This is a genomic window from Massilia oculi, from assembly GCF_017582745.1.
Lineage (GTDB): Bacteria > Pseudomonadota > Gammaproteobacteria > Burkholderiales > Burkholderiaceae_D > Telluria > Telluria oculi_A.
This window is the reverse complement of record NZ_JAFVIM010000005.1, coordinates 88,599-112,758: the sequence shown is the minus strand read 5'-3', so window position 1 is coordinate 112,758 and position 24,160 is coordinate 88,599. Positions and strand designations below refer to the sequence as shown.

General features: G+C 67.4%; 18 protein-coding genes. 13 read left to right on the top strand and 5 right to left on the bottom strand.

Translation table 11 applies throughout. The annotated features are described in order from the left end of the window. Positions 1-40: 40 nt before the first annotated feature. Together J3U95_RS07815 and J3U95_RS07810 are read left to right on the top strand one after the other, a co-directional pair. Positions 41-673 (top strand): response regulator, encoded by a 633-nt coding sequence (locus J3U95_RS07815; protein WP_005667428.1) that lies wholly within the window; start codon positions 41-43, stop codon positions 671-673. Positions 674-864: 191 nt separating this feature from the next. Then, the gene (locus J3U95_RS07810; protein WP_208278048.1) at positions 865-2,403 is read left to right on the top strand and encodes a CHASE3 domain-containing protein; all 1,539 of its coding nucleotides are present in this window, start codon (positions 865-867) and stop codon (positions 2,401-2,403) included. Here the strand turns inward: J3U95_RS07810 and J3U95_RS07805 are convergent. Then, positions 2,384-3,118 carry a Crp/Fnr family transcriptional regulator gene (locus J3U95_RS07805; protein WP_229519699.1) on the bottom strand — a complete coding sequence of 245 codons (735 nt, stop codon included), beginning with the start codon at positions 3,116-3,118 and terminating at the stop codon, positions 2,384-2,386. The genes J3U95_RS07810 and J3U95_RS07805 overlap by 20 nt on opposite strands. 355 nt (positions 3,119-3,473) lie before the next feature. Here J3U95_RS07805 and J3U95_RS07800 point away from each other — a divergent pair, with 355 nt between their 5' ends. From J3U95_RS07800 to J3U95_RS07755, 10 genes are all read left to right on the top strand, one after another. Continuing rightward, positions 3,474-4,145 (top strand): response regulator transcription factor, encoded by a 672-nt coding sequence (locus J3U95_RS07800; RefSeq protein WP_208278046.1) that lies wholly within the window; start codon positions 3,474-3,476, stop codon positions 4,143-4,145. A 10-nt stretch (positions 4,146-4,155) separates the two neighbouring features. After that, positions 4,156-5,469, top strand: a complete 1,314-nt coding sequence (locus tag J3U95_RS07795) for a sensor histidine kinase (RefSeq protein WP_208278045.1) — start codon at positions 4,156-4,158, stop codon at positions 5,467-5,469. Positions 5,470-5,576: 107 nt separating this feature from the next. Continuing rightward, the gene (locus J3U95_RS07790) at positions 5,577-6,770 is read left to right on the top strand and encodes a hypothetical protein (protein ID WP_208278044.1); all 1,194 of its coding nucleotides are present in this window, start codon (positions 5,577-5,579) and stop codon (positions 6,768-6,770) included. 193 nt (positions 6,771-6,963) lie between these two features. Next, complete coding sequence (locus tag J3U95_RS07785; protein WP_208278043.1) at positions 6,964-7,401, top strand: type IV pilin protein; 438 nt, start codon at positions 6,964-6,966, stop codon at positions 7,399-7,401. Next, complete coding sequence (locus J3U95_RS07780) at positions 7,389-8,039, top strand: pilus assembly FimT family protein (RefSeq protein WP_208278042.1); 651 nt, start codon at positions 7,389-7,391, stop codon at positions 8,037-8,039. The genes J3U95_RS07785 and J3U95_RS07780 overlap by 13 nt, the downstream gene beginning before the upstream one ends. Further along, a complete protein-coding gene (locus tag J3U95_RS07775; RefSeq protein ID WP_208278041.1) occupies positions 8,036-8,476 on the top strand; it encodes a type IV pilus modification PilV family protein in 441 nt (146 codons plus the stop codon). Before J3U95_RS07780 ends, J3U95_RS07775 begins: the two co-directional genes overlap by 4 nt. Next, positions 8,473-9,672 (top strand): PilW family protein, encoded by a 1,200-nt coding sequence (locus tag J3U95_RS07770; protein WP_208278040.1) that lies wholly within the window; start codon positions 8,473-8,475, stop codon positions 9,670-9,672. The genes J3U95_RS07775 and J3U95_RS07770 overlap by 4 nt, the downstream gene beginning before the upstream one ends. Further along, positions 9,672-10,265 carry a pilus assembly PilX family protein gene (locus J3U95_RS07765; protein WP_208278039.1) on the top strand — a complete coding sequence of 198 codons (594 nt, stop codon included), beginning with the start codon at positions 9,672-9,674 and terminating at the stop codon, positions 10,263-10,265. The genes J3U95_RS07770 and J3U95_RS07765 overlap by 1 nt, the downstream gene beginning before the upstream one ends. Positions 10,266-10,293: 28 nt before the next feature. After that, positions 10,294-14,949, top strand: coding sequence for a pilus assembly protein (locus tag J3U95_RS07760; RefSeq protein ID WP_208278038.1), 4,656 nt, complete (start codon positions 10,294-10,296; stop codon positions 14,947-14,949). A gap of 109 nt (positions 14,950-15,058) precedes the next feature. Further along, positions 15,059-16,735 carry a peptide chain release factor 3 gene (locus tag J3U95_RS07755; RefSeq protein ID WP_208278037.1) on the top strand — a complete coding sequence of 559 codons (1,677 nt, stop codon included), beginning with the start codon at positions 15,059-15,061 and terminating at the stop codon, positions 16,733-16,735. A 35-nt stretch (positions 16,736-16,770) separates the two neighbouring features. Here the strand turns inward: J3U95_RS07755 and J3U95_RS07750 are convergent, their stop codons facing one another. The 4 genes from J3U95_RS07750 to J3U95_RS07735 are packed head-to-tail and all read right to left on the bottom strand — an operon-like array spanning position 16,771 to position 22,148. Continuing rightward, the gene (locus J3U95_RS07750) at positions 16,771-17,763 is read right to left on the bottom strand and encodes a DUF3108 domain-containing protein (protein WP_208278036.1); all 993 of its coding nucleotides are present in this window, start codon (positions 17,761-17,763) and stop codon (positions 16,771-16,773) included. A 38-nt stretch (positions 17,764-17,801) separates the two neighbouring features. Next, a complete protein-coding gene (locus J3U95_RS07745; protein ID WP_208278035.1) occupies positions 17,802-18,440 on the bottom strand; it encodes a putative outer membrane beta-barrel protein in 639 nt (212 codons plus the stop codon). Between the two features lie 11 nt (positions 18,441-18,451). Continuing rightward, on the bottom strand, positions 18,452-19,093 hold the full coding sequence (locus J3U95_RS07740) for an outer membrane beta-barrel protein (RefSeq protein ID WP_208278034.1): 642 nt from the start codon (positions 19,091-19,093) through the stop codon (positions 18,452-18,454). A gap of 55 nt (positions 19,094-19,148) precedes the next feature. After that, positions 19,149-22,148 (bottom strand): sensor histidine kinase, encoded by a 3,000-nt coding sequence (locus tag J3U95_RS07735; RefSeq protein WP_208278033.1) that lies wholly within the window; start codon positions 22,146-22,148, stop codon positions 19,149-19,151. 243 nt (positions 22,149-22,391) lie between these two features. Here J3U95_RS07735 and J3U95_RS07730 point away from each other — a divergent pair, with 243 nt between their 5' ends. After that, the gene (locus J3U95_RS07730; RefSeq protein ID WP_208278032.1) at positions 22,392-24,152 is read left to right on the top strand and encodes a methyl-accepting chemotaxis protein; all 1,761 of its coding nucleotides are present in this window, start codon (positions 22,392-22,394) and stop codon (positions 24,150-24,152) included. Positions 24,153-24,160: the final 8 nt, after the last annotated feature.

The window sequence follows — 24,160 nt, the reverse complement described above, 5'->3', positions numbered from 1 at the left end:
CCCGGCACTTTCCTGCGCAAGGAAAATTTAAGGGAAGACAATGATACGCGTTGCCATTTGTGACGATCACCAGATAGTTAGAGCAGGGTTCAAGCAGATTTTCTCGTCGTCGGGCGATTTCGAAGTCGTCGCCGAAGGCGCCACCGGCCGCGAGGCCCTCGATATCGCACGCCGCGAGATCTGCGACGTGCTGCTGCTGGATATCGCGATGCCCGACCAGAGCGGCATCGACATCCTGCGCACCATCCGCCAGGGCCAGCCCAATCTGCCGGTGCTGATCCTGTCCGGCTACCCGGCGCAGCAGTATGCGCTCAACCTGTTCAAGATGGGCGCCAACGGCTACCTGAACAAGGAGTGCGAGGCCGACGAACTCAAGACCGCCGTGCGCACCGTCTACCAGGGCCGCCGCTATGTGTCCTCCACGGTCGGCGAACTGCTGGCCCAGAGTTTCGACCGCGATCCCAACACGGCGCTGCATACCGAGCTGTCCGATCGCGAGTTCCAGGTCTTCCTGCGCCTGGCGAAGGGCGCGACCGTGTCCGACATCGGCAACGCGCTGTCGCTGTCGATCAAGACCGTGTCCACCTACCGTACCCGCATCATGGAAAAAATGGGCCTGCAGTCGAATTCCGACCTGACCTATTACGCCATGAAGAACAATCTGCTCGACTAAGCTTCGGCTGATTTTCTAACCAGATTCATCTGACAACGCGCCCACCGGGCGCGTTTTTGCTTGCTGGGCAGGTAGACAGAATACTCAGGCGCAAATGCAACAAAAGGTTACTGCAGAGAATATCGCAGTGCAACATTGCGTCCATACGCCTATAATGAAGGGCCACATTCCTTGCGCGAAAGGAAGCCTGGATGTACTTCACTACCACTGCGGACGAGAAATCCATTCGCAGTCTCCCTCTTCACAAGACAATGCTGTGCCTGATGTGCGTGGTGCTGTTGGTCGTCAATGGCGTGTTCCTGGCGCGTAACCTCGACGATTTGCGGGCGGCCAATGCGCTGCAGGCGCAGACGGCCCAGGTGTCGGACGAGCTGCAATACCTGAACCTGATCGTCACCGATGCAGAAAGCAGCCTGCGCGGCTATTTTCTGTCGGGCGACGAGGTCTATCTCGGCCCGCTGCGCAGCGCCTCCCAGCACATCGACAAGCAGATGCACTCGCTGGATGAGCTGCTGCGCGACAATCCTTCCCAGGCAAAAAACCTGCAGCAGCTGCGCACGCTGGTCGACAAGAAATTTGGCCTGCTCCGGCAATCGCTCGAGGTCTACCGCGAGGGTGGCTTGAACGATATCGTGGCGATCGCCGCCTCGCCCGACGACCGCGCGCAGATGGACGAGATCCGCCTGCAGGTCGTGATCATGACGCGCGAGCAGAACGAACTGCTCACCACCCGCACCGCCGCGTTCTACCAGCAATACCGGCACGCCGTGGTATTCGGCGTCGGCATCAATGCCGCCGCCATCTTCGTGCTGCTGCTGTTCTACAAGATGATCAAGCGCGCCTTCCGCCTGCGCCTGTTGGCCGAGCGCGCCCTGCAACACACGAATGATGGCCTGGAAGAAATCGTGGCCGAGCGCACTGCCCAGTTGTCGGTGCTGTCGCGCCACCTGATCAAGGTGTCGGAAGAAGAAAAATCGCGCCTCGCGCGCGAATTGCACGATGAAATGGGCGCCAACCTGACGGCGATCGGCATGGACTTGTCCACGGTCGCCGAGCACCTGCGCGCCAGCCATCCGGAACTGGCGTCGAAGCTGGGCCGCGCCAAGCGGACCCTGGTCGATACCGTGCAGCTGAAACGCCGCATCATCGAGAATTTACGGCCGAGTCTGCTCGACAATATGGGCTTGTCGGCCGCGCTGCAAAGCTATTGCGCCGATTACGCAAGAGTCACGTCGCTCGACTGCGATGCGCTGATCGATGCCGAGGCCGATGCCGCCGGCCCGATGCAGGCGATCGCATTGTTCCGTATCACGCAAGAGGCCCTGAACAATATCGCCAAGTACGCCAAGGCGCGCAACGTGATCGTCAACCTGACGCGCGAACCCGATGGCTGGGGCCTCGAGATCACCGACGACGGCATCGGCATTCCGCTTGACGCCATGGCCAGGTCGAAATCGCATGGCCTGCTCGGCATGCGCGAACGCGCCTTGCTGCTGGGAGGCACCTTGGTGGTGGAGCGTGGTGTGAATGGAGTGGGAACTTGCGTGCGCGCCATCATTCCGGCGACGGCCCCGGGGGGCAATGAAGAGGTGGGTGCGGCCCAGGCCGTCAGTGCGGCTGCGGTGGCCTTGTCTTGCGTACAGGCTGAAGCGGTCTTGCTGGATCCGCCGACCCCGGGCGGGGCGCAGGCGGATCCGGTACGGCGTCATCTCAACGCGCCACATCCATGAGCAGGCGGTCGTATTCCGATTTGGCGACCTTGTAGCATTCGCCAGCATATTCTTCCAGGCCGGCGCGGTCCAGCACGGTGATATTGCCGCGGCGGTACTGGATCAGGCCTTCGTCCTGCAGCTTGCCGGCGGCGGCGGTGATGCTTTCGCGGCGCACGCCCAGCATGATCGAGATCAATTCTTGCGTCACCTTCAGTTCGTTGCTGGCCGAGCGGTCCAGGCGGTCGAGCAGCCAGCGGCACAGCTTCTGTTCGATCGAGCTGTGACGGCCGCCGACGGCGTTCTGGGCCATCTGGGCGAACAGCGCATTGGTGTAGCGCATCAAGAGCTGGGGCAGGGCGCCGCCGCGGTTGAAGGCGTCGCGCAGGTATTGGGTCTTGAGGCGGTAGCCGTAGCCGGCGCTCTGGACCACGGCGCTGCAGGTGGCGCGCTCGCCCATGAACAGCGACACGCCGACCGCGCCTTCATGGCCGACCACGGCGATCTCGGTGGTGGCGCCGTCTTCCATCACGTACAGCAGCGACACGATTGCGGTCGTCGGAAAATACACGTATTCCAGTTTGCTGCCATACTCGAACAATTCTTTACCGAACGGCATCGGGACCAGTTCGAGGTGGTCGAACATGTCTTCCAGGTCGGTACGGGGCAGGGCGGCCAGCAGTTCGTTCTGCTGGGTGCCGCTGTAGCTCACGACCGGTTTCGACGCGGACTTCATTGCCTCACTCGTGGCAGGGATCTGGTTCTTGGATTTTTGGGTGAGACCACCAAACTGAGTGTTGTTCATCTTATGTCCTCTTTTATGTCTATCGTGCGTCGGGGGCGATTCAATGGAGGCTTGTCTTTCTTACCTCATCGCGATGGGTGTACTTTAAGGCTACCGTCTGTTGCCGCACATAAGACGAGTATCCGCCCCCATGTAGGTTCCAAGCATGATGTCGTGTCAGCCCAGTCCTACTAGAGAAGACTGTGCGTTGGCGCACCTTCCGCCGCAAAGTTTCGTTAAAGAACGCCGAAATGCCGCATAATTTGCCGGCGCGACCGGCGCACGACGAAAAGAGGGCTACGGGGATATGGGGTTGCGGGTATTGCTGGTGGAAGACGATGCGGTGCTGGCCGATGGCCTGCTGCGCGCGCTGCAGGCGCAGGACATGACGGTCACGCAGGTGGCCGACGGCCTGGCCGCCGACCGCGCGCTGCAGGAGCCAGGAATCGAAGTGGCGGTGCTCGACATCGGCCTGCCCGGCATCGACGGCTTCGAGGTGGTGCGCCGCCTGCGCGCGCGGGGCGCGGCGACTCCGGTGCTGCTGCTGACGGCGCGCGATGCGGTCGAGGACCGGGTGCGCGGCCTGGAGACCGGCGCCGACGACTACCTCGTGAAACCCTTCGCCACCGCCGAACTGGTGGCCCGCATCCGCGCGCTGGCGCGGCGCCACGCCCCCGTCTCGACCGTCATGACGCTCGCCGGCCTGAGCCTGGACCGCGCCACCCGCCGCGCCCGCGTCGCCGGCAATCCCATCGAGCTGTCGGTCCGCGAATGGGGCGTGCTCGAATACCTGCTGCAGCATGCCGGGCGGGTGGTGTCCAAGCAGCAGATCATCGACGCCATCCTGCCCTGGGGCGAAGACGTGACCCAGAACGCGGTCGAGGTCTATGTGTCGCGCCTGCGCCTGAAGCTCGATGGTTCGGGCGTGGCGATCCGCACCATCCGCGGCTTCGGCTACCTGCTGGAGGCGGCCGAGTGAACCTCGCGGCATGAGCAGCATCCGGCTGCGCCTGCTCAAGTGGCTGCTGGGCCCGATCCTGCTGGTCAACCTGGTGCTCGCCGCGCTGGTGACCGGCCTGGCCTGGACCCCGGCCCAGGTCGCGTTCGACGGCGGCTTGCTCGACACCGCCAACGGCCTGACCGCGCGGCTGGCGGCGGGCGCCGCGCCGCAACTGCCTCCCGGCGGAGCGGATGCCGACCGCAGCTGGTTCGTGGTGCGCGACGGGCACGGCCGCCTCCTGGCCGGCGCCGCCGGCTTTCCTGCCTTGCGGCCCGGCGCGGCGCCGTATGACGCCGAGGTCGACGGCGAGCCGGTGCGGGTGGTCGCATTGGCGGTGCGGACGGCCGACGGTGAGCGCCATGTGGGCGTGGCGCGCACCCTGCGCCAGCGGCTCGAGGTGCGCTCGGCCATCGTGCGCTCGCTGGTGGTGCTGGTCTCGCTGGTGACACTGACCCTGGCCGGCGTGGTGTGGCTGTCGGTCAGCAATGGCCTGCGTCCGCTGGCGCGCATCCGCGCCGAGCTGGCCGCGCGCGGGCCCGGCGACCTGGCGCCGATCCCCCAGGCCAGCGTGCCCTACGAGATCGCGCCGGTGGTCGCCGGCTTCAACGAATTGCTCGACAAGGTAGAAGCCGGCGCGCGCGCCCAGCGCGACTTCCTGGCCGACATGGCGCATCAGTTGCGCACGCCGCTGGCCGGCATGCAGCTGCAGCTCGAGTGGCTGCGCGCGCGCCATGCGCGCGACCCCGATACCGTGCGCTCGCTGGGCATGATGGAACTGGCCAACGAGCGCATGATCCGCCAGGTCAACCAGCTGCTGGCGCTGGCGCGCGCCAGGGAAGGACTGCCCGACGGACAGCATGCGCCGCTCGACCTGGCGCAGCTGGTGCAGGAAACGATCCAGTTCTTCGTCGGCCAGGCGACCGCCAAGGACATCGACCTTGGCTTCGAGCTGGCGCCGGCGCCGGTCGAAGGCGACGCCTTCCAGCTGCGCGATCTGGTCGACAACCTGGTCGACAATGCGCTGCGCTACACGCCGGCCGGAGGGCGGGTGACCGTCGGCTGCGCCCGCGAGGGGGAGGCCGTGCTGTTCACGGTCGAGGATTCCGGCCCCGGCATCCCGCCCGCGCGCCGCGCCGCCGTGTTCGAGCGCTACGTGCGCCTGGACGACCAGACCACGGGCAGCGGCCTGGGACTGGCCATCGTGCGCGATATCGCGCTGGCGCATGGCGCGACCGTGCTGCTCGACGATGCCGAGGGTGGCGGTACCCGCATCACGGTGCGTTTTGCTGCGTTGCCTGCATGAAACGATCGGTGAGAATTCAAGCGATATCGGACGCTATACTGTGGAGTTCCCGAAGGCATCTTTAATCGAGATACGGGCGGGATTAACGTATTTTCATAGGACACCACATGCCTAGTTATATGTCTTCTATCGCCGGCTGGTTCAAAGCCGGTTATGAGGGACGGCACTTAGAGTTGATATTGCTTGAGATTGCAAAGCTGAAGCCGAAAGTAATTTCCGGCTATCTTGCGAGGGAACTGGGCATCGATATTGCCGAGTTCGACAATGCGGAATACGCGATCGAAGTAGCATTCAATGGCCAGCGATCTCAGCGCCGCGCCGACATGGCAGTACGTCGCGAGGGCGAAGCTGATCCGTTCGTGCTTATCGAAATTAAGTACTTCGACAAGCCGCTGGCGGAAACGGAACACCGCGCCGAACAGTTTGCGGACTATCGCTACTGGAAGGGGAGGAAACGCGGTCGCCATGTCCTCGTTCTGTCGCGTGAACTGTACCAAGCTCGCGGGATCGAAGTCCGGCGCTGGGATCACTTGGCACGCGCGTTGCGCAAACCGGCGGAGCAATCGGATCTCATCGCCATGTTTGTCGAATATCTGGAAGAAGAGGGAATCGTGATTCAGAACATCAACAGCGCTGCGCTTGAGCGTTACTTCGTGCGCCTGGTGTGCGCAAACCGAAATGTCGGCCGCGCTGCCGACAACCTAGATGGACCCGTTGAATTCGCTAAGGTCTTGAAGAACCTGCAAATGTTGAGCGGAGCATTCACACCTAAGTTCAAGCAAGCGTGGAGCGATGCTGGCGAGCAGATCGATGGGCTGGCGACACGGTCCAAAGTTGCCAGCATCGATTTCCGGATTCGCAACAAGCTGCGCACCGTGAGCGATCCATCCAAATATCGGGATGAGGATGGTGAGCTGCCCCAGGGCCTGAAAGAGGGCGGCTACATTGAGGTGTTTGCAAGGCATTCGCTGGGCCATGCTGAAGACCGTCTGCGTATTGAATACGGCATCATGTTCACCGTCCCGTCCGATAGGAAACCCGTTCTGTTTGTCAGTGGCTACGGAAATCAGATGACTCCGGCATATCAAGACTTCGAGATTGGACCAACCCTAGTGACGGACAACGCTGAGTCGATGGCGGAGCGAGTCGAAGGCTACTTGCGAGACGCCATGTGCGCTGTTATTTCGGATTTGCTTGGAAGCCCGAAATCTCTGAATGCAAAGCAAAGGCATGCGTTGCGCTCACTGCAAAAGTCGCTCCCCGCGACCGAGATCGTTGACGCAGAGGACGCCGCAGCATAATCCCTGTTGTTGCATTGATTCCTTCCAACCCGTTGTGGTCTGTTGCAGACGGCATCCATCGAAACCAAAACGTCGTATTTGCGCCGCTGTCAGGAGTTTGTCAGCTTTTCCTCAGGGAAATGACAGCTTCGTAGGATATCATTCTCCATGGCAACATTATTGGCGGAGTCCGTCCGCCGTCCAGGAGAATCCCATGCAGCAGCGCCAGTCCGGCTTCACCCTCGTCGAGATCATGATCGCCGTCGTCATCATCGGCATCCTGACCGCGGTCGCGCTGCCGTCTTATAGCAGTTACGTGATGCGGGCGCGCCTGGCCGAGGCCCACAGCGCGCTGGCCTCGACCCAGCCCAAGCTTGAGCAGTTCTGGGCCAACCACCGCACCTATGAGGACTTCGACGACGAGGAGCTGGACCCGCAGCTGATGCCGGCCGAGACCGCCAACTTCGTCTACACCCTGGAAAACGCCAGCGCCACCGGCTATCAGCTGGTGGCCACCGGCCAGGGCGCGGCCGCCAGCTTCAAATACACGCTCAACCAGGCCGGCGCCCGCGCCACCACCGGGGCGCCTGAAGGCTGGACCAAGAGCGATACCTGCTGGGTCGATCGCAAGGACGGCTCGTGCACCCAGTGACGGCGCGCGCTTGCGGCCTGCCCCGGCGCCAGTCGGGCTTCACCGCGCTCGAAGCCATGATCGCGGTGTCGATCCTCGGCATCCTGATGGCGGTCGGCATCCCGCGCCTGTCCGGCTGGCTGGCCGCGACCAAGGCCGCCGGCGCCGGCCAGTTCTACGTCGAGGGCTTCGCGCTGGCGCGCACCCAGGCCCTGGCCCACAACAGCAATAGCCGGCTGGTCTTCATCGACAACCCGGGCGGCCAGCCCGACTGGCGCGTCGATATCTGCTTTCGCGCCACCGGCAATGCCTGCGACGACGCCAGCAACGACTGGTCGACGCCCACCACCGCGGCCAACGCGGCGCCGGGCGAGTCGGCGGCATTCCGTTCGATCCGCCGCAGCGCGGCCGGCTTGCCGCCACCGAGCCTGCTGGCGGTGACCCTGGGGCCCGACGACGAGGCCGACGCCGTCTACTTCACGCCGACGGGATGGGTCGATGGCGGTATCGCGCCGCGCGTGACGCAGATCGACCTGACGCCGGCCGAGGGGAAGGAAAACGAGTTCAGGCCATCGGCCGTCATGCTGACGCTGGCCGGGATCGCGACCACCTGCGATCCGGACGTCGACGCCGGCGATTCGCGCAGGTGCCCGCAATGATCGCCCGATCTCACCCACGCCGGCAGGGCGCACAGCGCGGCATCGCCATGATCGAGTCGCTGATCGCCATCCTGATCCTGGGCATCGCCCTGGTCGGCACGCTCGGCATGCAGGCGCGTTCGGTGGCGGCCCTGTCCGATGCGGGCCTGCGCGCCGAGGCGACCATCGCGGCCAACCAGCTGCTCGGCATGATGAATACCGATAGCGCCAACGCCGGCGCCTATGCGGTGGCCAGGACCGCGGCCCCGGGCGAGCGCCTGGCGCCGTGGTACGCCGGGGTGCGCGAGCGGATCCCGGGCGCCACCATCGAGGTCGCCGTGACGCCGGTCGCCGGCACCACCCGCACCGAAGTCGACATCCGCATCGGCTGGCAGCGCACCACCGACAGCCAGGTCAACTCCCATCGCGTCACCTCCTACCTGTCGCCGGCGACATGAACCTCCAATTCACCCGCCGCGCGCGCGGCTTCTCGCTCGTCGAACTGATGGTCAGCGTGGTCATCGGCCTGCTGGCGATCCTGTTCGCGACCCGCATCATGACCGACGGCGAGCGCAACAAGGATGCGGCGATGGGCGGCTCGGACTCGATGCAGAACGGGATGCTGGCCATGTTCCAGATCAGCGCCGACGCCGAGCAGGCTGGCTTCGGCCTGAACGATCCCCTGGTCACCGGTTGCAATACCGTGTTCAGCGACAGCCAGGGCTATGAGCTGGCGCCGGCCCAGCGCGATGGTGTGTCCGTGCGTCCGCTGGCGGCGACCGTGATCGAGCCTGGCGGCGAGGGCCCGGACCGCCTGACCCTGTATGCGGGCGGCGCGACCGGCGGCGCCACGACCCTGCGTGTGACCCAGAACTACATCGGCGGCAACACCATCACCGTCGACCGTCGCCCCTGGGGCTATTTCGCCCTGGGCGACGTGATCGTGGTGGCGCCCGAGCAGATCGGCGAGAACTGCGCAATGGCCCAGATCTCGGTCGAGCCGTCGACCCAGCCGCCGAATCCCATGCAGCTGCAGTTCGGCTCGGTCGAGCAGCGCTTCAACCGCGGCCAACTCGACGTCCTCTACGACGGCAATACCACGCGCGTGTTCAATCTGGGGCCGGGCGCGCGCCTAGCCTTCCATACCTGGTCGGTCGACCAGGGCTACCTGCGCCTGCGTGCGACCGACATGGCCGGCGCCGCGAAAGACAGCCAGGCGGTGGCCGACAATATCGTCATGCTCAAGGCGCAGTACGGCTTCGATACCCGCGAGGCCACCGACTTCAAGCCGGGCCTGGGCACGACCGTCGGCCAGTGGTCGTCCGACATGATCGATGCCGACGGCGACGGCGTGAACGGCGGGGCGGGCGACTATGGCCGCATCGTGGCGCTGCGCATCGCCGTGGTGGCGCGCGCCAGGAATCCCGAGCGGCCGGTCGCCGACGCCGACGGCGAAGCCGTGTGCAAGGCCACCGTCGAAGTGGAAAACCAGGAGCCGGTGTACCTGTTCAACAGCGCGCAGCCGGAGGGCGTCGAGGCGGCGCCGGTGAAGGTCGACCTGGCGGTCGAGGGCGACACGGTCGACTGGCAGTGCTACCGCTACCGCGTGTTCGAGACCATCGTCCCGCTGCGCAATGCCGGGTGGAGGAACTGATGCCGATCCTGCACCGGACCCCGAAGCAGCGCGGCATCGCGCTGCCGGTCATGCTGATCATGATGCTGGTGATGCTGGTGACCGGCATCTACCTGCTCAAGTCGACCAATTCGACCACGCTCACCGCCGCCAACCTGGCCTACGACGCCTCGCTCAGCCGCGCCGCCGATCTGGGCCTGCATACGGGCTTCGAGTGGCTCAAGGAGAAAGCCGCCACCAACAAGATCGACCTCGACGGCAATCTGCCGGACGAGGGCTATTCCGCCATCCGGCCGCCCGGACTGAACATCCGCGACGGCGGGTTCTGGGATGACGCCATGACGGTCGATGGGCCCGGCGAGACCAGCGTCGAATACGTCATCCACCGCATGTGCCGGAGCGAGGGTCCCTACGATACCAACGATAATACATGCGTCCAGACCGCCGCCAACACGGCGGTCCTCGGCACGCCGGTCGCGATCGGCGAAAGCCTGGCCTCGGACGCGCCGAGCTACGCCGGCAGCCCGCAGCTGCACTACGTGATCACCGCCCGCATCAAGGGGGCGCGCGGCGGCACCGTGGTCAACCAGATGGTGGTCCTGATCGGCGTCTGAGACGCTGCAATACTCTGATGGAATGCGCATGAAACGCCTGCTTGCCCTGTTCGTCCTGATCTTCGCGCTCCCGGCCTGGGCCGAGCCGACCGCCATCGCCCAGCTGCCGCTGATGAATATCAGCGGCAGCGGCACCGTCCAGCCGAACCTGATGCTGCTGTACGATAACTCGGGCTCGATGAACTTCAACTACACGCCCGACTACGTCAACCTGCGCTCCACCTGCCGCCTCGGCAATACGATGGACGACGACACCACCGCCTGCGTGGCCGGCCATCCGCCCTTCGCCAGCGCCGACTTCAATCGCCAGTACTACGATCCGAAAGTGCGCTACATGCCGCCGCTCAAGGCGGACGGCACCTATTACGGCGAGCTGGACGCGCGCGCGACGAGCGACTGGAAATCGGTGCCCAACGACGTGTTCGGGGTGAACCGCACCGACCTGCTGGGCAACCGCAACGACGCCTCCACCACCAACCTGGTGACGGGATTCCCGGACCTGAACTGGTGCGTCGGCCGCAACAACAGCTGCGACTACAACCGCACCGGCTATACCTATCCGACCAATTCGCGCGCCTACGCCCAGTATTTCACCGCCAATCCCTATTACTACACGATCAACGTCGCCGAGTATTGCCTCGACGCCACCCTGACCGATTGTCGCGCCGCCAATGCCAACGGCGGCCCGCCCACCGACCGCTACACGGTGCCGGCGCGCGTGCGTTTCTGCGACTCGACCAAGCTGACCAACTGCCAAGCCAAGTATGTCGGCAACTACATCTATCCGCGCTTCTCGGGCAGCAACCAGGTCGCCGCATGGTACGGAACGATCACCATCGGCAGCTCGGCCGGCACCCAGGCGCGCACGATCGAGAGCGTCACCGCGACCGGCGTCGGGGCAACCGAGATCATCACCGCACGCGAAGTCAGGGCCGACACCGGCACCAATACCGCCGACAAGCAGCTTGCGCTGGCGCGCGACCTGGCGCGCTCGATCGTCGACAAGACAGGACTCGCCAACCAGTTCACCGCCTGCCTGATGTCGCCAGGAAGCAGTGGCGTGCCTTCCTGCGCCTCGTTGGGGATCACGCTGGCAGGCAACAACGTGGTGGGCGTGCTGCCGATCGCATGCGCCGAAGGCGTTACCGGCAAATCGATCGGCGACTGCGCCCTGGTGACCGACAACAGCCGCGCCGGCACCAGCCTGATGGTGGCCAGCGGCACCGGCGCCACCGCGCTGCTGCGCATCAGCGGCACCACCAACGGCAACAACACCCAGGTGATCAGCAATTTTTCGCTCAACAAGGTGTCGCTGTTCGCACGCTCCCTGAGCCTGGAGCGGGGCAAGAACGCGACCTGGGTCGCCAGCCGCATCCGCGACTACATCAACGAGTCCATGGCCGGCAAGGGCACCATCCGCGCCTACGTCGGCGGCGAGGCGAATTCCTCGCCGACTTGCCGCGCCGAGCAGCCGACGACCTTGTGCGTGATCGATTCCTCCGGCAACGCCGATGGCCAGAGCGTGAGCTACGACGGCCCGACCAACAACGTCCAGCTGTTCTGGCCCTACCTGACCCTGACCAGGGTGGCGGCCGTGACCGATTCGATGGCCATCACCACCACCGGCCTGGGCAGCTCGGTGTTCGTGCGCACCGACATCGTGCCTACGCGTTCGGTCTACCCGCGCTACCCGAACCGCAGCGACTGCACCGGCACCTTCTGCACCTATGCCCAGGAGATGACCAACTTCGCCAACTGGTACGGCTACTACAAGACCCGCAACCAGATGATGAAGACCTCGGTGGGCCAGGCCTTCGGCCCGATCAACGACAAGTACAACGTCGGCCTGGTGTCGTTGTCGGTGGCCGCCGAGGAGGGCGACATGAACCCGCCGAAACCCTTCGCCAGCAGCGACCGCACCAAATGGTATGCGGACCTGTACGGCATGAACACCTCGGGCGCGACGCCGGTACGCCTGGCCCTGCATGCGATCGGCAAGATGTACGCCAACAAGGCCCCCTATGAGGTCGAAGGCGATGCGCGGGTGGTGAAGTTCGCCTGCCAGCAGAACTTCACCTTCATCACCACCGACGGCTACTGGAACGGCGGCGCGCCGGGCGGCATCGCCAGCAACGACAACAAGCACGACCCGTCTCGCTTCTGCCTGCAGTCGCAGGGCTGCGTCGACAAGCGCGGCCAGAGCGTGCCGTCGCTGGCCGACATCGCCCTGTACTGGTACAACGGCGGCTGGGACGGCCGCGATCCCAAGCCGGACATCCCATCCCTGCGGCGCGACCTGGAGGGCAAGGTGGGCGCGGTGCCGGCCGCCGGCGGCGAGAACAACCGCCTGCACATGCGCACCTATGCGCTCGGCCTGGGCGTGGACGGCATCATGAACTACGAGCCGAACTACGACGTGGCGCCGCTGCCGGGCGGCGACCTGTACAAGGTGATCAGCGAGGCGAAAGAGGGCTGCCCCTGGAACGGCGGCGGCGCCTGGGTCTGGCCCAATCCCGAAACTGGCGTCAACAGCGGTTCGGCCGCCTACCAGTCGCGGGTGGACGACCTGTGGCATGCCGCGATCAACGGCCACGGCAAGTATTTCTCGGCCTCCGACCCGCTGCAGGTGGTCGAGGGCCTGCGCTCGGCGCTGGCCAATATCGAGGTCAAGACCGGCGCCGCCGCGGCCGCCGCGACCTCGACCCCCAACATCTCGCAGAACGACAACGACATCTTCTCGGCCACCTTTACCACCGTGCGCTGGTTCGGCCGCCTGGCCAAGCGCAGCGTCGACGTCGCGACCGGCGAGGTGAGTACAACCGAATCGTGGAATACCTCCGACACCCTCGGCACCAAGGTCGACGCCAGCAGCGACGAGCGCAGGATCTATATGCGCAGTGCCAGCGGCGCGCGCGCCAACTTCCTGTACGCCGAGATGGACCTTGAGAAGGCCTGGTTCGACAACAAGTGCAATGCGCTGACCCAGTGCGCCAGCATGTCCGCCGCCAACCGCCAGATCGTGAACAACGGCGCCAATATCGTCAACTGGCTGCGCGGCCAGCAGCAATATGCGGACGACACCGTGCTGCGTTCCTATTCCCGCACCACGGTGGGCGAGAACAGCGGCAACAGCTCGGTACCGATCGTGCTGGGCGATATCGCCTCGTCCAAGCCGGCCTACCTGCGCGAACCGCGCCGCAACTTCGACCGCGACGGCTACAGCGCCTACAAGATCGCCAACGCCAGGCGAGCGGCAACGGTGTTCGCCGCGGCCAACGACGGCATGCTGCACGCGTTCAACGCCAGCAGCGGCGAGGAGACTTGGGCCTATGCGCCGCGCATCACGATGAAAAAGCTGCACCTGCTGGCCAGCACCACCTATGGCACGAATCACATCTTCTCGGTCGATGGTTCGCCCGAGGTGGCCGACGTCAAGATCGGCGATGAATGGCGCACCGTGCTGGTGGCCGGCCTGAATGCGGGCGGGCGCGGCTACTACGCGCTCGACGTCACCAATCCCGACGATCCGCAGCCGCTGTGGGAACTGTGCGCCGACAGCACCGTGTGCAGCGGCATCCACAATGAGCCGCAGATCGGCTACTCGTTCGGCAACCCGCAGTTCGGCACCATCAAGGACGAGGCGAACGGCGAAGAGAAATGGGTGGTGTTCCTGACCTCGGGCTACAACAACATCCCGGGCACGGACGGCGTGGCCGGCGGCGACGGCAAGGGCTATCTGTTCGTGGTCGACGTCGCCAGCGGCCGGATCCTGCGCAAGATCAGCACCGACGTCGGCAGCGTCGGCACGCCGTCGGGCCTGGCCAAGATCACGGCGATCACCAACGATCCGAACAACGATCCGCTGGTGACCTACGTCTACGGCGGCGACAACACCGGCAAGATGTGGCGCTTCGACTTCACCGTGCCGGGCACGACCACCCGCCTGCTGATGGGCGACGCCGGCGTCGACAAGCCGTTCACCACCCGTCCCGAAGTGACTGCCTGCCGGGTCGAAAGGCCGGTTCTCGACGAGGATGGCGACGAAGACGAGAGCGGCAAGACCGTGGCCGGCGCCCAGCGCGTGGTGGTGTTCGGCAGCGGACGCCTGCTGGACCTGATCGACGTCGAGAACACCAAGCGGCAGAGCGCCTACGTGCTCAAGGATGGCGGGCAAACGATCGGCGCCAGCGGCTGGCCCGGCTCGTCCATGGTCAAGATGCAGCTGGCCCGGATCGAGGACGAGGCGGCCCAGGAGGACGCGGCGAACCAGAAGGCGGTGCCCTACAGTATCTCTGGCGAGGACGTCGACCTGGCGCGCCAGGACGGCTGGTACATCGACTTCGACCAGAACACGGGCGAGCGCGTCAACCTCGACCCGAAGGTGGTGGCAGGCACCGTCAACGTGGTGACGAACCTGCCGAGCTCCTCGACCGAGTGCTCGGTGGGCGGCACCAGCGTCATGTACCAGCTCAACGTCTGCACCGGCCGCGCCGCCTCGCCCGACGGCGTCGCCGGCTATCCGCTGGCGGCATCGGCGGCGGTCGGCTTCATCGTGGTGCGCCTGCCGTCCGGCGCCCTGAAGACGATCACCACCACCGCCGACGGCAGCATGGTGACCGGCCGCTTCCCGCCGTCCGAGACCACCGAGGCGCACCGCGCCGGCTGGCGCCGGGTGCGCGACTAAAGGCATGGAGGGCGCCGCCGCCGGGGCGGCGCCATTCAATTCACACGGGAGAGGGCGGAGACGGTAAAATTGAGGGTTTTCTTACCAGGGCCGTCCAAAGGGCTCGACTATGGCCAACGACACCGACATCTCCGCCGCGAACGATACCCCCGACGCCGGCGACGACACCACCAGCACCACCTCCCGCCAGGGCGGCCTGACCGCGCGCGAAGTCGCGCGCCGCCGCACCTTCGGCATCATTTCCCACCCTGACGCCGGTAAGACCACGCTGACCGAGAAGCTGCTGCTGTTCTCGGGCGCGATCCAGCTGGCCGGCACCGTCAAGGGCCGCAAGAGCGGCCGCCACGCGACCTCGGATTGGATGGACATCGAGAAGCAGCGCGGCATCTCGGTCGCGTCCTCGGTGATGCAGTTCGAGTTCCGCGAGCACGTGATCAACCTGCTCGACACCCCGGGCCACCAGGACTTCTCGGAAGACACCTACCGCGTGCTGACCGCGGTCGACTCGGCCCTGATGGTGATCGACGCCGCCAAGGGCGTCGAGGAACAGACCATCAAGCTGCTCGACGTGTGCCGCATGCGCGACACCCCGATCGTCACCTTCATGAACAAGATGGACCGCGAGACCCGCGATCCGCTGGAACTGCTGGACGAAGTCGAGTCCGTGCTCAAGATCGAGTGCGCGCCGGTGACCTGGCCGATCGGCATGGGCAAGAACTTCCGCGGCGTGTACCACCTGCTGCGCGACGAGATCATGCTGTTCAAGGCCGGCGAGGAGAAGGCCGACGGCGCCTTCGAGATCGTCAAGGGCATCGACAATCCAAAGCTGGCCGCGATGTTCCCGCTCGAGATCGAGCAACTGAAGATGGAAGTCGAGTTGGTGCACGGCGCCTCGCACGTGTTCGACCTCGAGCGCTTCCTGTCGGGCGTGCAGACCCCGGTGTTCTTCGGCTCGGCGATCAACAACTTCGGCGTGCGCGAGATCCTGTCGGCGCTGGTCGACTGGGCCCCGGCCCCGCGCGAACGCGACGCCACCGTGCGCGCGGTCGAGCCGACCGAACCCAAGTTCTCGGGCTTCGTGTTCAAGATCCAGGCCAATATGGACCCGGCCCACCGCGACCGCATCGCCTTCCTGCGCGTGTGCTCGGGACGCTTCGAGAAGGGCATGAAGGTCAAGCACCTGCGCCTGGGACGCGAAGTGAAGCTGTCGTCGGTCGTGACCTTCATGGCCTCGAGCCGCGAACAGGTCGAAGAGGCCTACGCCGGCGACATCATCGGCCTGCCGAACCACGGCAATATGCAGATCGGCGACAGCTTCTCGGAAGGCGAGATGCTGACCTTCACCGGCATTCCGTACTTCGCTCCGGACCTGTTCCGCACGGTGCGGATTCGCAACCCATTGAAAGTGAAGCAGCTGCACAAGGGCTTGCAGCAGCTGGGCGAAGAGGGCGCGGTGCAGGTGTTCAAGCCGGTGCTGGGCTCGGACCTGATCCTGGGCGCGGTCGGCGTGCTGCAGTTCGAGGTCGTGGCCAGCCGCCTGCTCAACGAGTATGGCGTGGACGCGGTGTTCGAAAGCAGCAGCATCAGCAGCGCTCGCTGGATCTCGAGCGAAGACAAGAAATCGCTGGCCGACTTCGAGAACCAGCTCGGGCACCAGGTTGCCTACGACGCCGCCGGCAATATGGCCTTCCTGGCGACGTCCGGCGTGAACCTGCGCCTGACCCAGGAGCGCTGGCCCAAGCTGGTGTTCCACGCGACCCGCGAGCACGCGGCCAAGCTGGCCTGACGGCCGCCGCGGCGCGGGAGGCATCCCGCGCCGTTTTACTCCTCTTGCACGGCCTCGATCGCGATCGAGGCCATGGTCTGGGTGCTGACCGTGCCGTCCGCGCCGGTCAGCCGCAGCTGCACCGGCATCCAGGCATGCTGCGGCGCCAGCCACAGCTCCAGCAGCGGCGCGCCATGCTCCGCCAGGCGCGCCAGGCGCACCGTGTCGAGCGGTCCGGCGCCGGTCTCGATCCGCTCCGGGCCCAGCACCTGGTAGCGTTCGACGCCGGCGCCGTCGCTTGCCCCGACCCAGAATTCCAGTTCCCTGCGCACCTGGCGCGCGTCGCCCAGGCCGATGCCTGCCAGTTGCAGCAGCACCGAGGCCGGGTCCTGGCTGCCGGGCGCCAGCTGGTCGGCGTGACCGCCAGCACTGGCGATCGTGCCCGTGGCCCGGTCGAAGGTGGTCGCTGCCTGTCCGGTGCCGACGGCGCGCAGCGCGCGCTCGGGGGCGATGCCGGCGTCGTCGACCCGGCCTTCGCTCGACAGTGTTCCCATCACGCCATCGATCTCGACCGCATAGCTGTTGCCGTCGCTGCGCCATGTCATGCTGGCGCTGCCGGCGTCGCGCGGCGCGCCGCCGGCGGCGCTGCGCGTGACCGTGTATGCGATGCGGCCCGAGGGCGGCGGGGCAATGCGATAGGTATCCGGCATCCGGACCGGGGCGACGTCGCCCTCCAGGCCTGGTGGAGGCGGCTCGGCGACCGGCGCGGGCGCGGGCAAGGGTACGTCGCCGTCCGGAGCGTCGATGGTTGGCACCGGGGCCGCTTCGGGCACGGCGACCTCCGGCGCGGGCAGGTCGGGCGCCCGCGGCAGTGGCGCGGCAGGCGGCGTGTCGACCAGGCGCAGCGCCAGCGCGGGATTGCCGACCGTGACGGCCGGCGGCGCGAGGCGAGTGTCGACCCAGGCGATCGCGAGCAAGTGCAGCAGCAGCGAGGCAAGGCCGGCGGGCAGCAGGCGCCGGTAGCGCGCCAGGAAGACGGAAAATCTCATGGGCGCTAGTGTAGCGCGCCCGTCCCGCCAGCGGCGGTTCAGAAACCGACGCTGAGGTTGGCCTTGACCCTGCTGCTGGAATTGGTCGCGTTCTGAAAGCGTTGGGCCGCGTGACCATGGTTCTCGAAGGAACCGTCGACCGTGACCCGCTCGCTGACCCGGTAGCGGGCGCCGACGCCCGTGTACAGGCCGGTATCGACGCCCTGGATTTGGCCACGGCGGTTCTGGCTGTGCGCCACGCCCAGCTTGCCGTAGGCCGACAGGCGTTCGCCGAGCGGCTGCGTGACCTTGACGGCCGCGTGCAGGTTGAAGCCGCGCAGGCCGATCGCGCCGGTCGTGTCTTCGGGATCGCGTTCGTTCACCGGCCTGAAACCCTGGTCGAGCAGGTTGACGTAGCCGGCCTCGAAGGCCAGCCCCGGCGTCACCGCGACGCCCATCAGCAGCCTGGGATCGGTCTTGAACAGGCCGCCGAACAGGCGGTCGTTGGGATTGGCGTTCAGGTTGCCGCCATACACGCGCGGGAAGGCCTGGTCCCCCGGATCGCGCGGGGCCGAGAACACGCTGCGTGGGCGGGTGTCGGCCAGTTCGACTGGCGACGCGGTAGATTCCGCCAGTTGCGCCTGGGCCGGCGCGCCGGTGGCGACGGCCGCCGCCAGCAGGAAGGCTGATCGCCCCATGTCGCGTCCTTTCAGAAGCCCATCTTGAGATTGCCTTGCAGGCCGTCGCGCACGCGGTCGAGCTTCTTCGCCGCATCGCCGTGGCGCACGAAGTCGCCGCTCACGGTGGTACGCTTGTCGACCTTGTAGCTGGCGCCGGCGCCGGTGTACAGGCCGGTATCGGACCCGGCCACGCCGCGTTCCTTCTTTTTTTCAGTATAGGCGATGCCGGCCTTGCCGTAGGCCGACAGGCGGTCGCCGGCTGGCAGCGAATATTTGGCGGCCAGGTGGTTGCTGGAACCTTTTTCGCCCAGCGGGATCGAGGCGTCGGCGGGCTTGCCCGGCTCCACCTTGTGCAGACCCTTGTCCGGCAGGTTGAGGTAGCCGCCCTCGATGGCGACGTTGGGCGCCACCTCGACGCCGGCGATCAGGCGCGGATCGCGCCGCATTCCGGTGAACACGTGGTCGTTGGGCTGGGCCGCCACGTTGCCGCCGTATACGCGCGGATAGGGCTGGTGGCTGCCGGCGAACGGATCGGGCGCGGCGGGTTTGCCGGGTTCGAGCTGGGCCGGCTGGCGCGGCGCCGGGTCGGGCAGCAACTGGGCCTGGGCCTGGGTATGAGCCCCGGCGGCCGTCAGTATTCCAAGCGTCAATGCGAAGGCGCGAGCTTTCATCGGTTTTTCCTCGATCGGGTCTCGTGCAAGCATAGCGCGTTATACGGCGCTGTGCTCATGCACGACGCATGCCTTGGTAAGCAGTTGTTACCGGTATGCATACACTGACGATGGTGCCGGCCGGGGTGCTGTCGATCTCCAGCGCGCCGCCGGCCAGGCGCGCCCGCTCGCGCATGCCGGGCAGGCCCCAGTGGCCTTCGCGCCCGCCGCGGGCCAGGATCTCGGGCGGGATGCCCTGGCCGTCGTCGCTCACCGCCAGGCGCAGGCTGTCGGCGTGGTAGTCGAGCGTCAGCGTGACCCGCGTGGCTCCGGCATGGTGGAAGGCGTTGGACAGCGCTTCGCGGCCGATGGTGAACATCTCGTCCTCGACTTCCGGGTCCAGTTCTCGCACATTGCCCGTGACTTCCCGGGCGAAGGCCACGCCGGACGACGCCGCCAGTTCGCCGCCGGCGTCTTCCAGCGCCTGCAGCAGGCAGCCGTGGCGCACGCCCGGCACCCGCAGCTGGCGCACCTGCTGGCGGCCTTCCTCGATCACGTCTTCGGCGCGCGCCAGCACCGCCTCGACCTCGGCCCGCATCCCGCTGCCGGCCGGCAGCCTGCCCATCAGCACGTGCATGCGCAGCACCAGGGCCTGCACGCTCTGCAGGAAGGTGTCGTGCAGGGTGCGCGCGATGCGCTCGCGCTCCAGCGCACGCGCGCGCAGGCGCAGGTCGACGTCGGCGTGCAGGCGCGCCTCGACCCGCTTCAGGCGCCAGCGGTGCAGCAGCCAGGCCGTCGCCAGCAGCGCCAGAGCGCAGGCCAGCCTGAACCAGGCGGTCTGGGTCGGGGCCGGCTCGATGCGAAAGTCCGCGCGCGCCGGCTGCGGGCTCCAGACGCCATCCTCGTTGGCAGCCTTGACCTCGAAGACATAGGCGCCGGGCGCCAGGTTGGTATAGACCGCCTGGCGCACGCCGCCGGCATCGCGCCAGTTTGCATCCTGGCCGACCAGGCGGTAGCGAAAGCGCACCCGCTCCGGCATCGACAGGGCGGTGGCGGTGAAATCGATCTCCAGGCGCGTGGTGCGCGGCGGCAGCACCGTGGTGCCATCCGGCGCGAAGGACTGGCGGTCGGTGCGCAGCGCGCTCACCAGGACCGTCGGGGGACGCGGATTGCGCGGGATCGCCGCCGGATCGATGTGGCCGACGCCGCTCGAGGTGGCGAACCACAGCCGCCCGTCGCTGGCCTGCACCAGCGTCGGCAATGGGCGGATCTGGGCCGGCAGGCCGCGGTGGCCGTCGAGATGGTCGAAGCGCTCGGCGCCAACCAGGGCCGGCGGACCGCCGGCGCCGGCCAGCGTGGTCGCGTCGATGCGCGCCAGTCCGCTGGTATCGTGCAGCCACAGCTCGCCGCCGGCGCGCTCGACGATGCCGGACACGCCGCGAAAGTCGCCTCGCTCGCGTTCGCCGATCGTGTGGAAGCGGCTGCCGTCGAACCATGCCAGGCCCCGGTCGCCGCCGATCCAGACATGGCGGCGGCCGGGCGCGATCGCGAGGGTGTTGCCGACCGCCAGGCCGTGGGTGGCGTCGTAGCGGCGCACGGTAGTCCCATCCAGCACGGCGATCCGGTCGCCCGTGTAGCCGAACCAGATGCGACCGGCGCGGTCGCGCGCGATGCTGACGGCGGTGTCGCGCTCCAGTTCCGGGTAGCCGCCGCCGGCGCGCCAGGCGCCCTCGTGGAAGGCATGGACGCCCAGCCCGACCACCGACAGCCACAGCCTGCCGTCGCCATCGGTGCTCATGGCCTGGACGTCGCGGCCGGCGAAGGCGGCCGGCAGCGGCCAGCGGCGGGTGGCCGCGCCGTCCACTCGCCACAGTGCGTCGCTGCTGGCGAACCAGAGGACGCCGTCGTCCTGGCGATGACTGGCGGTCACCCCGGCGATCTCGCTACGGCGCTGGGCGCCATCGGCAGCCAGCACGATGCTGCGCATATTGAAGGTGTCCTGCACGTCCGAGGTGCCGATCCAGACCGCGCCGTCGGCGCCGGGCGTGACGCCCAGGGCGGCGGTGAAGCCGGCCGGCAGCGCCACCATCGCCAGCCGCGCCGGGCGCACCCGGTCGACCCCTTCCGGGGTGACGAACCAGACGTTGCCTTCGCGGTCGGTGAGGTTGGCGCTGAAGGTCGAGCCGGTGAAACCGCCCGAGGTGACGAACTGGCGCACGACCTTGCCCTCGCGATCGAGCAGTTGGACCGATTCGCCCGTGCCGACCCACAGGCCGCCATGGGCGTCGCTGTAGTAGCCGAGGTTGGGCAGGCCGCCGTTGTGCAGGGTCAGCGGAGCCAGCGCGCCGCTGTCCGGATCGAACAGCTGCATGCCGCGCGAACGGCTGTTGATCAGGACCCGGCCGTCCGGCTGCAGCTCGCCGCCGTCGACGCCGGGCTGGTCGAGCACCTTGCGAAAGCGCGGGCGGTCCGGTGCCGGTCCCCCGGCGCTGCGGTAGACGCCGTCGGGGTAGTAGGCGAGCATGCCGCCGTCCGCGAGCATCGTCAGCTGGTGCAGGCCGCCCGCGGGCAGGCCGGCTTCCGGCCCGGCGGGGCGCCAGACGTCGCCGTCGAGCCGGTACAGGCTGGCGCTGGTGGCGGCCCAGGTGGTGCCGTCGGCGGTGCGCGCGATCCGGTGCACCGAGCCGCGCGGCGCGTCGGCGCCGACGTAGTGGCGCGCGCCGGAGCGCTCGAAGCGGCTGATGCCGCCGAACTGGTAGCCGACCCAGATCGCGTCGTCGAGGGCCGCGACGGCCATCGTCACCGGCGAGTGCAGGCGGTGGCCGTAAACCCGGTCGTTCCGCACGAAGCTCACCCCGTCGAAGCTGTACAGGCCATCGCGGGCGGCGAACCACAGCAGGCCGTCGGCATCCTGGGCCATCGAATACAGGCCGGCCGGGGCGCCGTCCTTGCGCGTCCAGCCGCTGTGCTGCAGGTTGGCGTCCCACGGCGCCGGGGTGGCGGCATGGGCGGGGGCGAGGGCCTGGATGCCGGCGAGGGCCCAGGCCAGGATGATGCGCGCGCAAGTCGACGTCATGCTGCGTTTTCCGTGGTTGTTTGCTTGTTATTGGTCTGGCGGTCCACAATCATAGCCATCGGCCGGCGAAAAGCAAGGCGCCGTCACCGCCTTGCGCCGCCGCAAGCGCCCGGGCGTGCCGGCGGCGTACATTGATGAGTGCGCCAAAGAAACAGGCGCCGACCGAGAGGATGCCATGACCGCTTCGACCCCGCGCCCCGTGCGCCGCCCGTTCCCCCCTTCCACGCCGCTGCCGGGCTGACCATGCTTGCCCGCCTGCGCATCGGTCCCAAGCTGCTGCTCGCACCCGGCGCCGTCCTGGTCCTGTTGCTCCTGCTGTCCTGCGTGGCGTATTACGCGATGGTGCGCCAGAACGATTCGCTCGAATCGATCGTCGGCCAGCGCGCGGCCAGCATGCGCGCCGCCAGCAGCCTGGCGGCGCAATCGCAGAAGGCGCACGCCGACATCTATCGCCTGCTGAGCTGGATGGGCGGCAGCTTCCCGGTGGCGCGCACCGAGCCGCTGCGCCAGGACATCCTGGCCCAGCACCGGCGCATCGCGGCCGGCCTGGAGTCCCTGGGCAAGATGACCCTGACCGGGGCCGAAGACCGCCACGTGGAGCAGGCCGGCGCGGCGCAACAGCGTTATGCCGAGGCGGTGCGCGAGGTGATCGAGCTGGCGCCGCTGGACGGCTCGATCAGCGCCAACGCCATGCAGAAGGCCGAGAGCGCGTTCGCGCTGGTGGCGCAGCGCCTGGCCGACCTGGCCGCGCTCGAAGAAGCGCTGTCGCGCGAGGCCTCCAGCAGCGCCAAGGCCGACTTTCGCATGATCTCGGTCCTGATGCCGGCGGTCGTGCTGCTGGCGATCGGGCTGTCGCTGGCGATCACCTTCGCGGTGCGCCGCATCCTGCTGGACGAGATCCGCGGCATCGGGCGGGCCGCCAGCGGCCTGGCCAGCGGCGACCTGACATTGCGAGCGCATCTCGACCACGACTACGGCGGCGACGAGATCGCCGACACCTCGCGTCAGCTGGACGCCAGCATCCGCAACCTGAACGGCACCCTGCGTTCGATCCTGGAATCGGCGCGCCTGATCGGCGCCGCCTCGCGCGACATCAAGCTCGGCAGCCTGAGCCTGGGCAGCCGCGCCGTGTTCCGCGCCAGCGCGCTGGCCCATACCGAAGGCGCGCTGCGCGAGCTGGCGGCCGACGTCAAGCTTGGCGCCGACCAGGCGCGCGCCGCCAACCGCCTGGCCGCCGGCGCCGGCGAGGCGGCGCACGAAGGCAGCGACGTGGTCGAACGGCTGGTGGCGACGCTCGAGGGCAGCCGCCGCGGCGCGCAGCGGGTGGTCGAGATCGTCGACGGGCTGGACCTGGCGGCGAGCGAGACCGGCACGCTGGCCCTGAACGCCGCGCTGGACGCGGCGCGCGCACAGATGGATGCCGGCGTGGATGCAGGCATGGACAGCTGCGCGCAGTCGCCGGCGATGGCCGCAGTGGCCGGCGAGGTGCGGGCGCTGGCGCGCCGGGTGGCCGCCGCCAGCCGCGAGATCCGCGCCGTGGCGGCCCAGTCGCTGGCCGAGATCGACGGTGGCGCTGCCTGGGCCCTGCACGCCGGCAGCAGCATGGAGCGCATCGCCGGCACGGTGCGTGAGGTGGAAGACCTGGCCGGGCGCATCGGCGCCGCCGGCGAAGGCCAGGCCACGCACCTGGCCGACGTGGGCCAGGCGATCGTGCAGATGGACCAGGTGACGCGCCAGAACTGCACGCTAGTGGAAGAAGCCGCGAGCGCGGCGCGCACCCTGCAGATGCAGGCGCTGGCGCTGTCGCGCACGGTGGCGGGGTTCAGGCTGGAAGAAGAGGGCGCCCGCGCGGCGGCCCCGCAGGCGGAGGACGCGGGCCGGAAAGACGACGGCGGCGTCCCCTTGTCGAAGCCCTTCGATCCGGCGCGCGAACGCCGGGGGGGCAACAGGGAACGCCGCCGTCACCAGGCGTCGCACTTGCGGCTCGCCTCGAGCCGCAAGTGACGGGTTAG

Excerpts from the sequence above, each read along its gene's own strand:
- J3U95_RS07765 (WP_208278039.1), top strand. The coding sequence starts at position 9,672 with ATGCCGATCCTGCACCGGACCCCGAAGCAGCGCGGCATCGCGCTGCCG.
- J3U95_RS07795 (WP_208278045.1), top strand. The coding sequence starts at position 4,156 with ATGAGCAGCATCCGGCTGCGCCTGCTCAAGTGGCTGCTGGGCCCGATC.
- J3U95_RS07755 (WP_208278037.1), top strand. The coding sequence starts at position 15,059 with ATGGCCAACGACACCGACATCTCCGCCGCGAACGATACCCCCGACGCC.
- J3U95_RS07730 (WP_208278032.1), top strand. The coding sequence starts at position 22,392 with ATGCTTGCCCGCCTGCGCATCGGTCCCAAGCTGCTGCTCGCACCCGGC.
- J3U95_RS07745 (WP_208278035.1), bottom strand. The coding sequence starts at position 18,440 with ATGGGGCGATCAGCCTTCCTGCTGGCGGCGGCCGTCGCCACCGGCGCG.
- J3U95_RS07785 (WP_208278043.1), top strand. The coding sequence starts at position 6,964 with ATGCAGCAGCGCCAGTCCGGCTTCACCCTCGTCGAGATCATGATCGCC.
- J3U95_RS07760 (WP_208278038.1), top strand. The coding sequence starts at position 10,294 with ATGAAACGCCTGCTTGCCCTGTTCGTCCTGATCTTCGCGCTCCCGGCC.
- J3U95_RS07740 (WP_208278034.1), bottom strand. The coding sequence starts at position 19,093 with ATGAAAGCTCGCGCCTTCGCATTGACGCTTGGAATACTGACGGCCGCC.
- J3U95_RS07790 (WP_208278044.1), top strand. The coding sequence starts at position 5,577 with ATGCCTAGTTATATGTCTTCTATCGCCGGCTGGTTCAAAGCCGGTTAT.
- J3U95_RS07770 (WP_208278040.1), top strand. The coding sequence starts at position 8,473 with ATGAACCTCCAATTCACCCGCCGCGCGCGCGGCTTCTCGCTCGTCGAA.
- J3U95_RS07815 (WP_005667428.1), top strand. The coding sequence starts at position 41 with ATGATACGCGTTGCCATTTGTGACGATCACCAGATAGTTAGAGCAGGG.
- J3U95_RS07775 (WP_208278041.1), top strand. The coding sequence starts at position 8,036 with ATGATCGCCCGATCTCACCCACGCCGGCAGGGCGCACAGCGCGGCATC.
- J3U95_RS07750 (WP_208278036.1), bottom strand. The coding sequence starts at position 17,763 with ATGAGATTTTCCGTCTTCCTGGCGCGCTACCGGCGCCTGCTGCCCGCC.
- J3U95_RS07810 (WP_208278048.1), top strand. The coding sequence starts at position 865 with ATGTACTTCACTACCACTGCGGACGAGAAATCCATTCGCAGTCTCCCT.
- J3U95_RS07800 (WP_208278046.1), top strand. The coding sequence starts at position 3,474 with ATGGGGTTGCGGGTATTGCTGGTGGAAGACGATGCGGTGCTGGCCGAT.
- J3U95_RS07805 (WP_229519699.1), bottom strand. The coding sequence starts at position 3,118 with ATGAAGTCCGCGTCGAAACCGGTCGTGAGCTACAGCGGCACCCAGCAG.
- J3U95_RS07735 (WP_208278033.1), bottom strand. The coding sequence starts at position 22,148 with ATGACGTCGACTTGCGCGCGCATCATCCTGGCCTGGGCCCTCGCCGGC.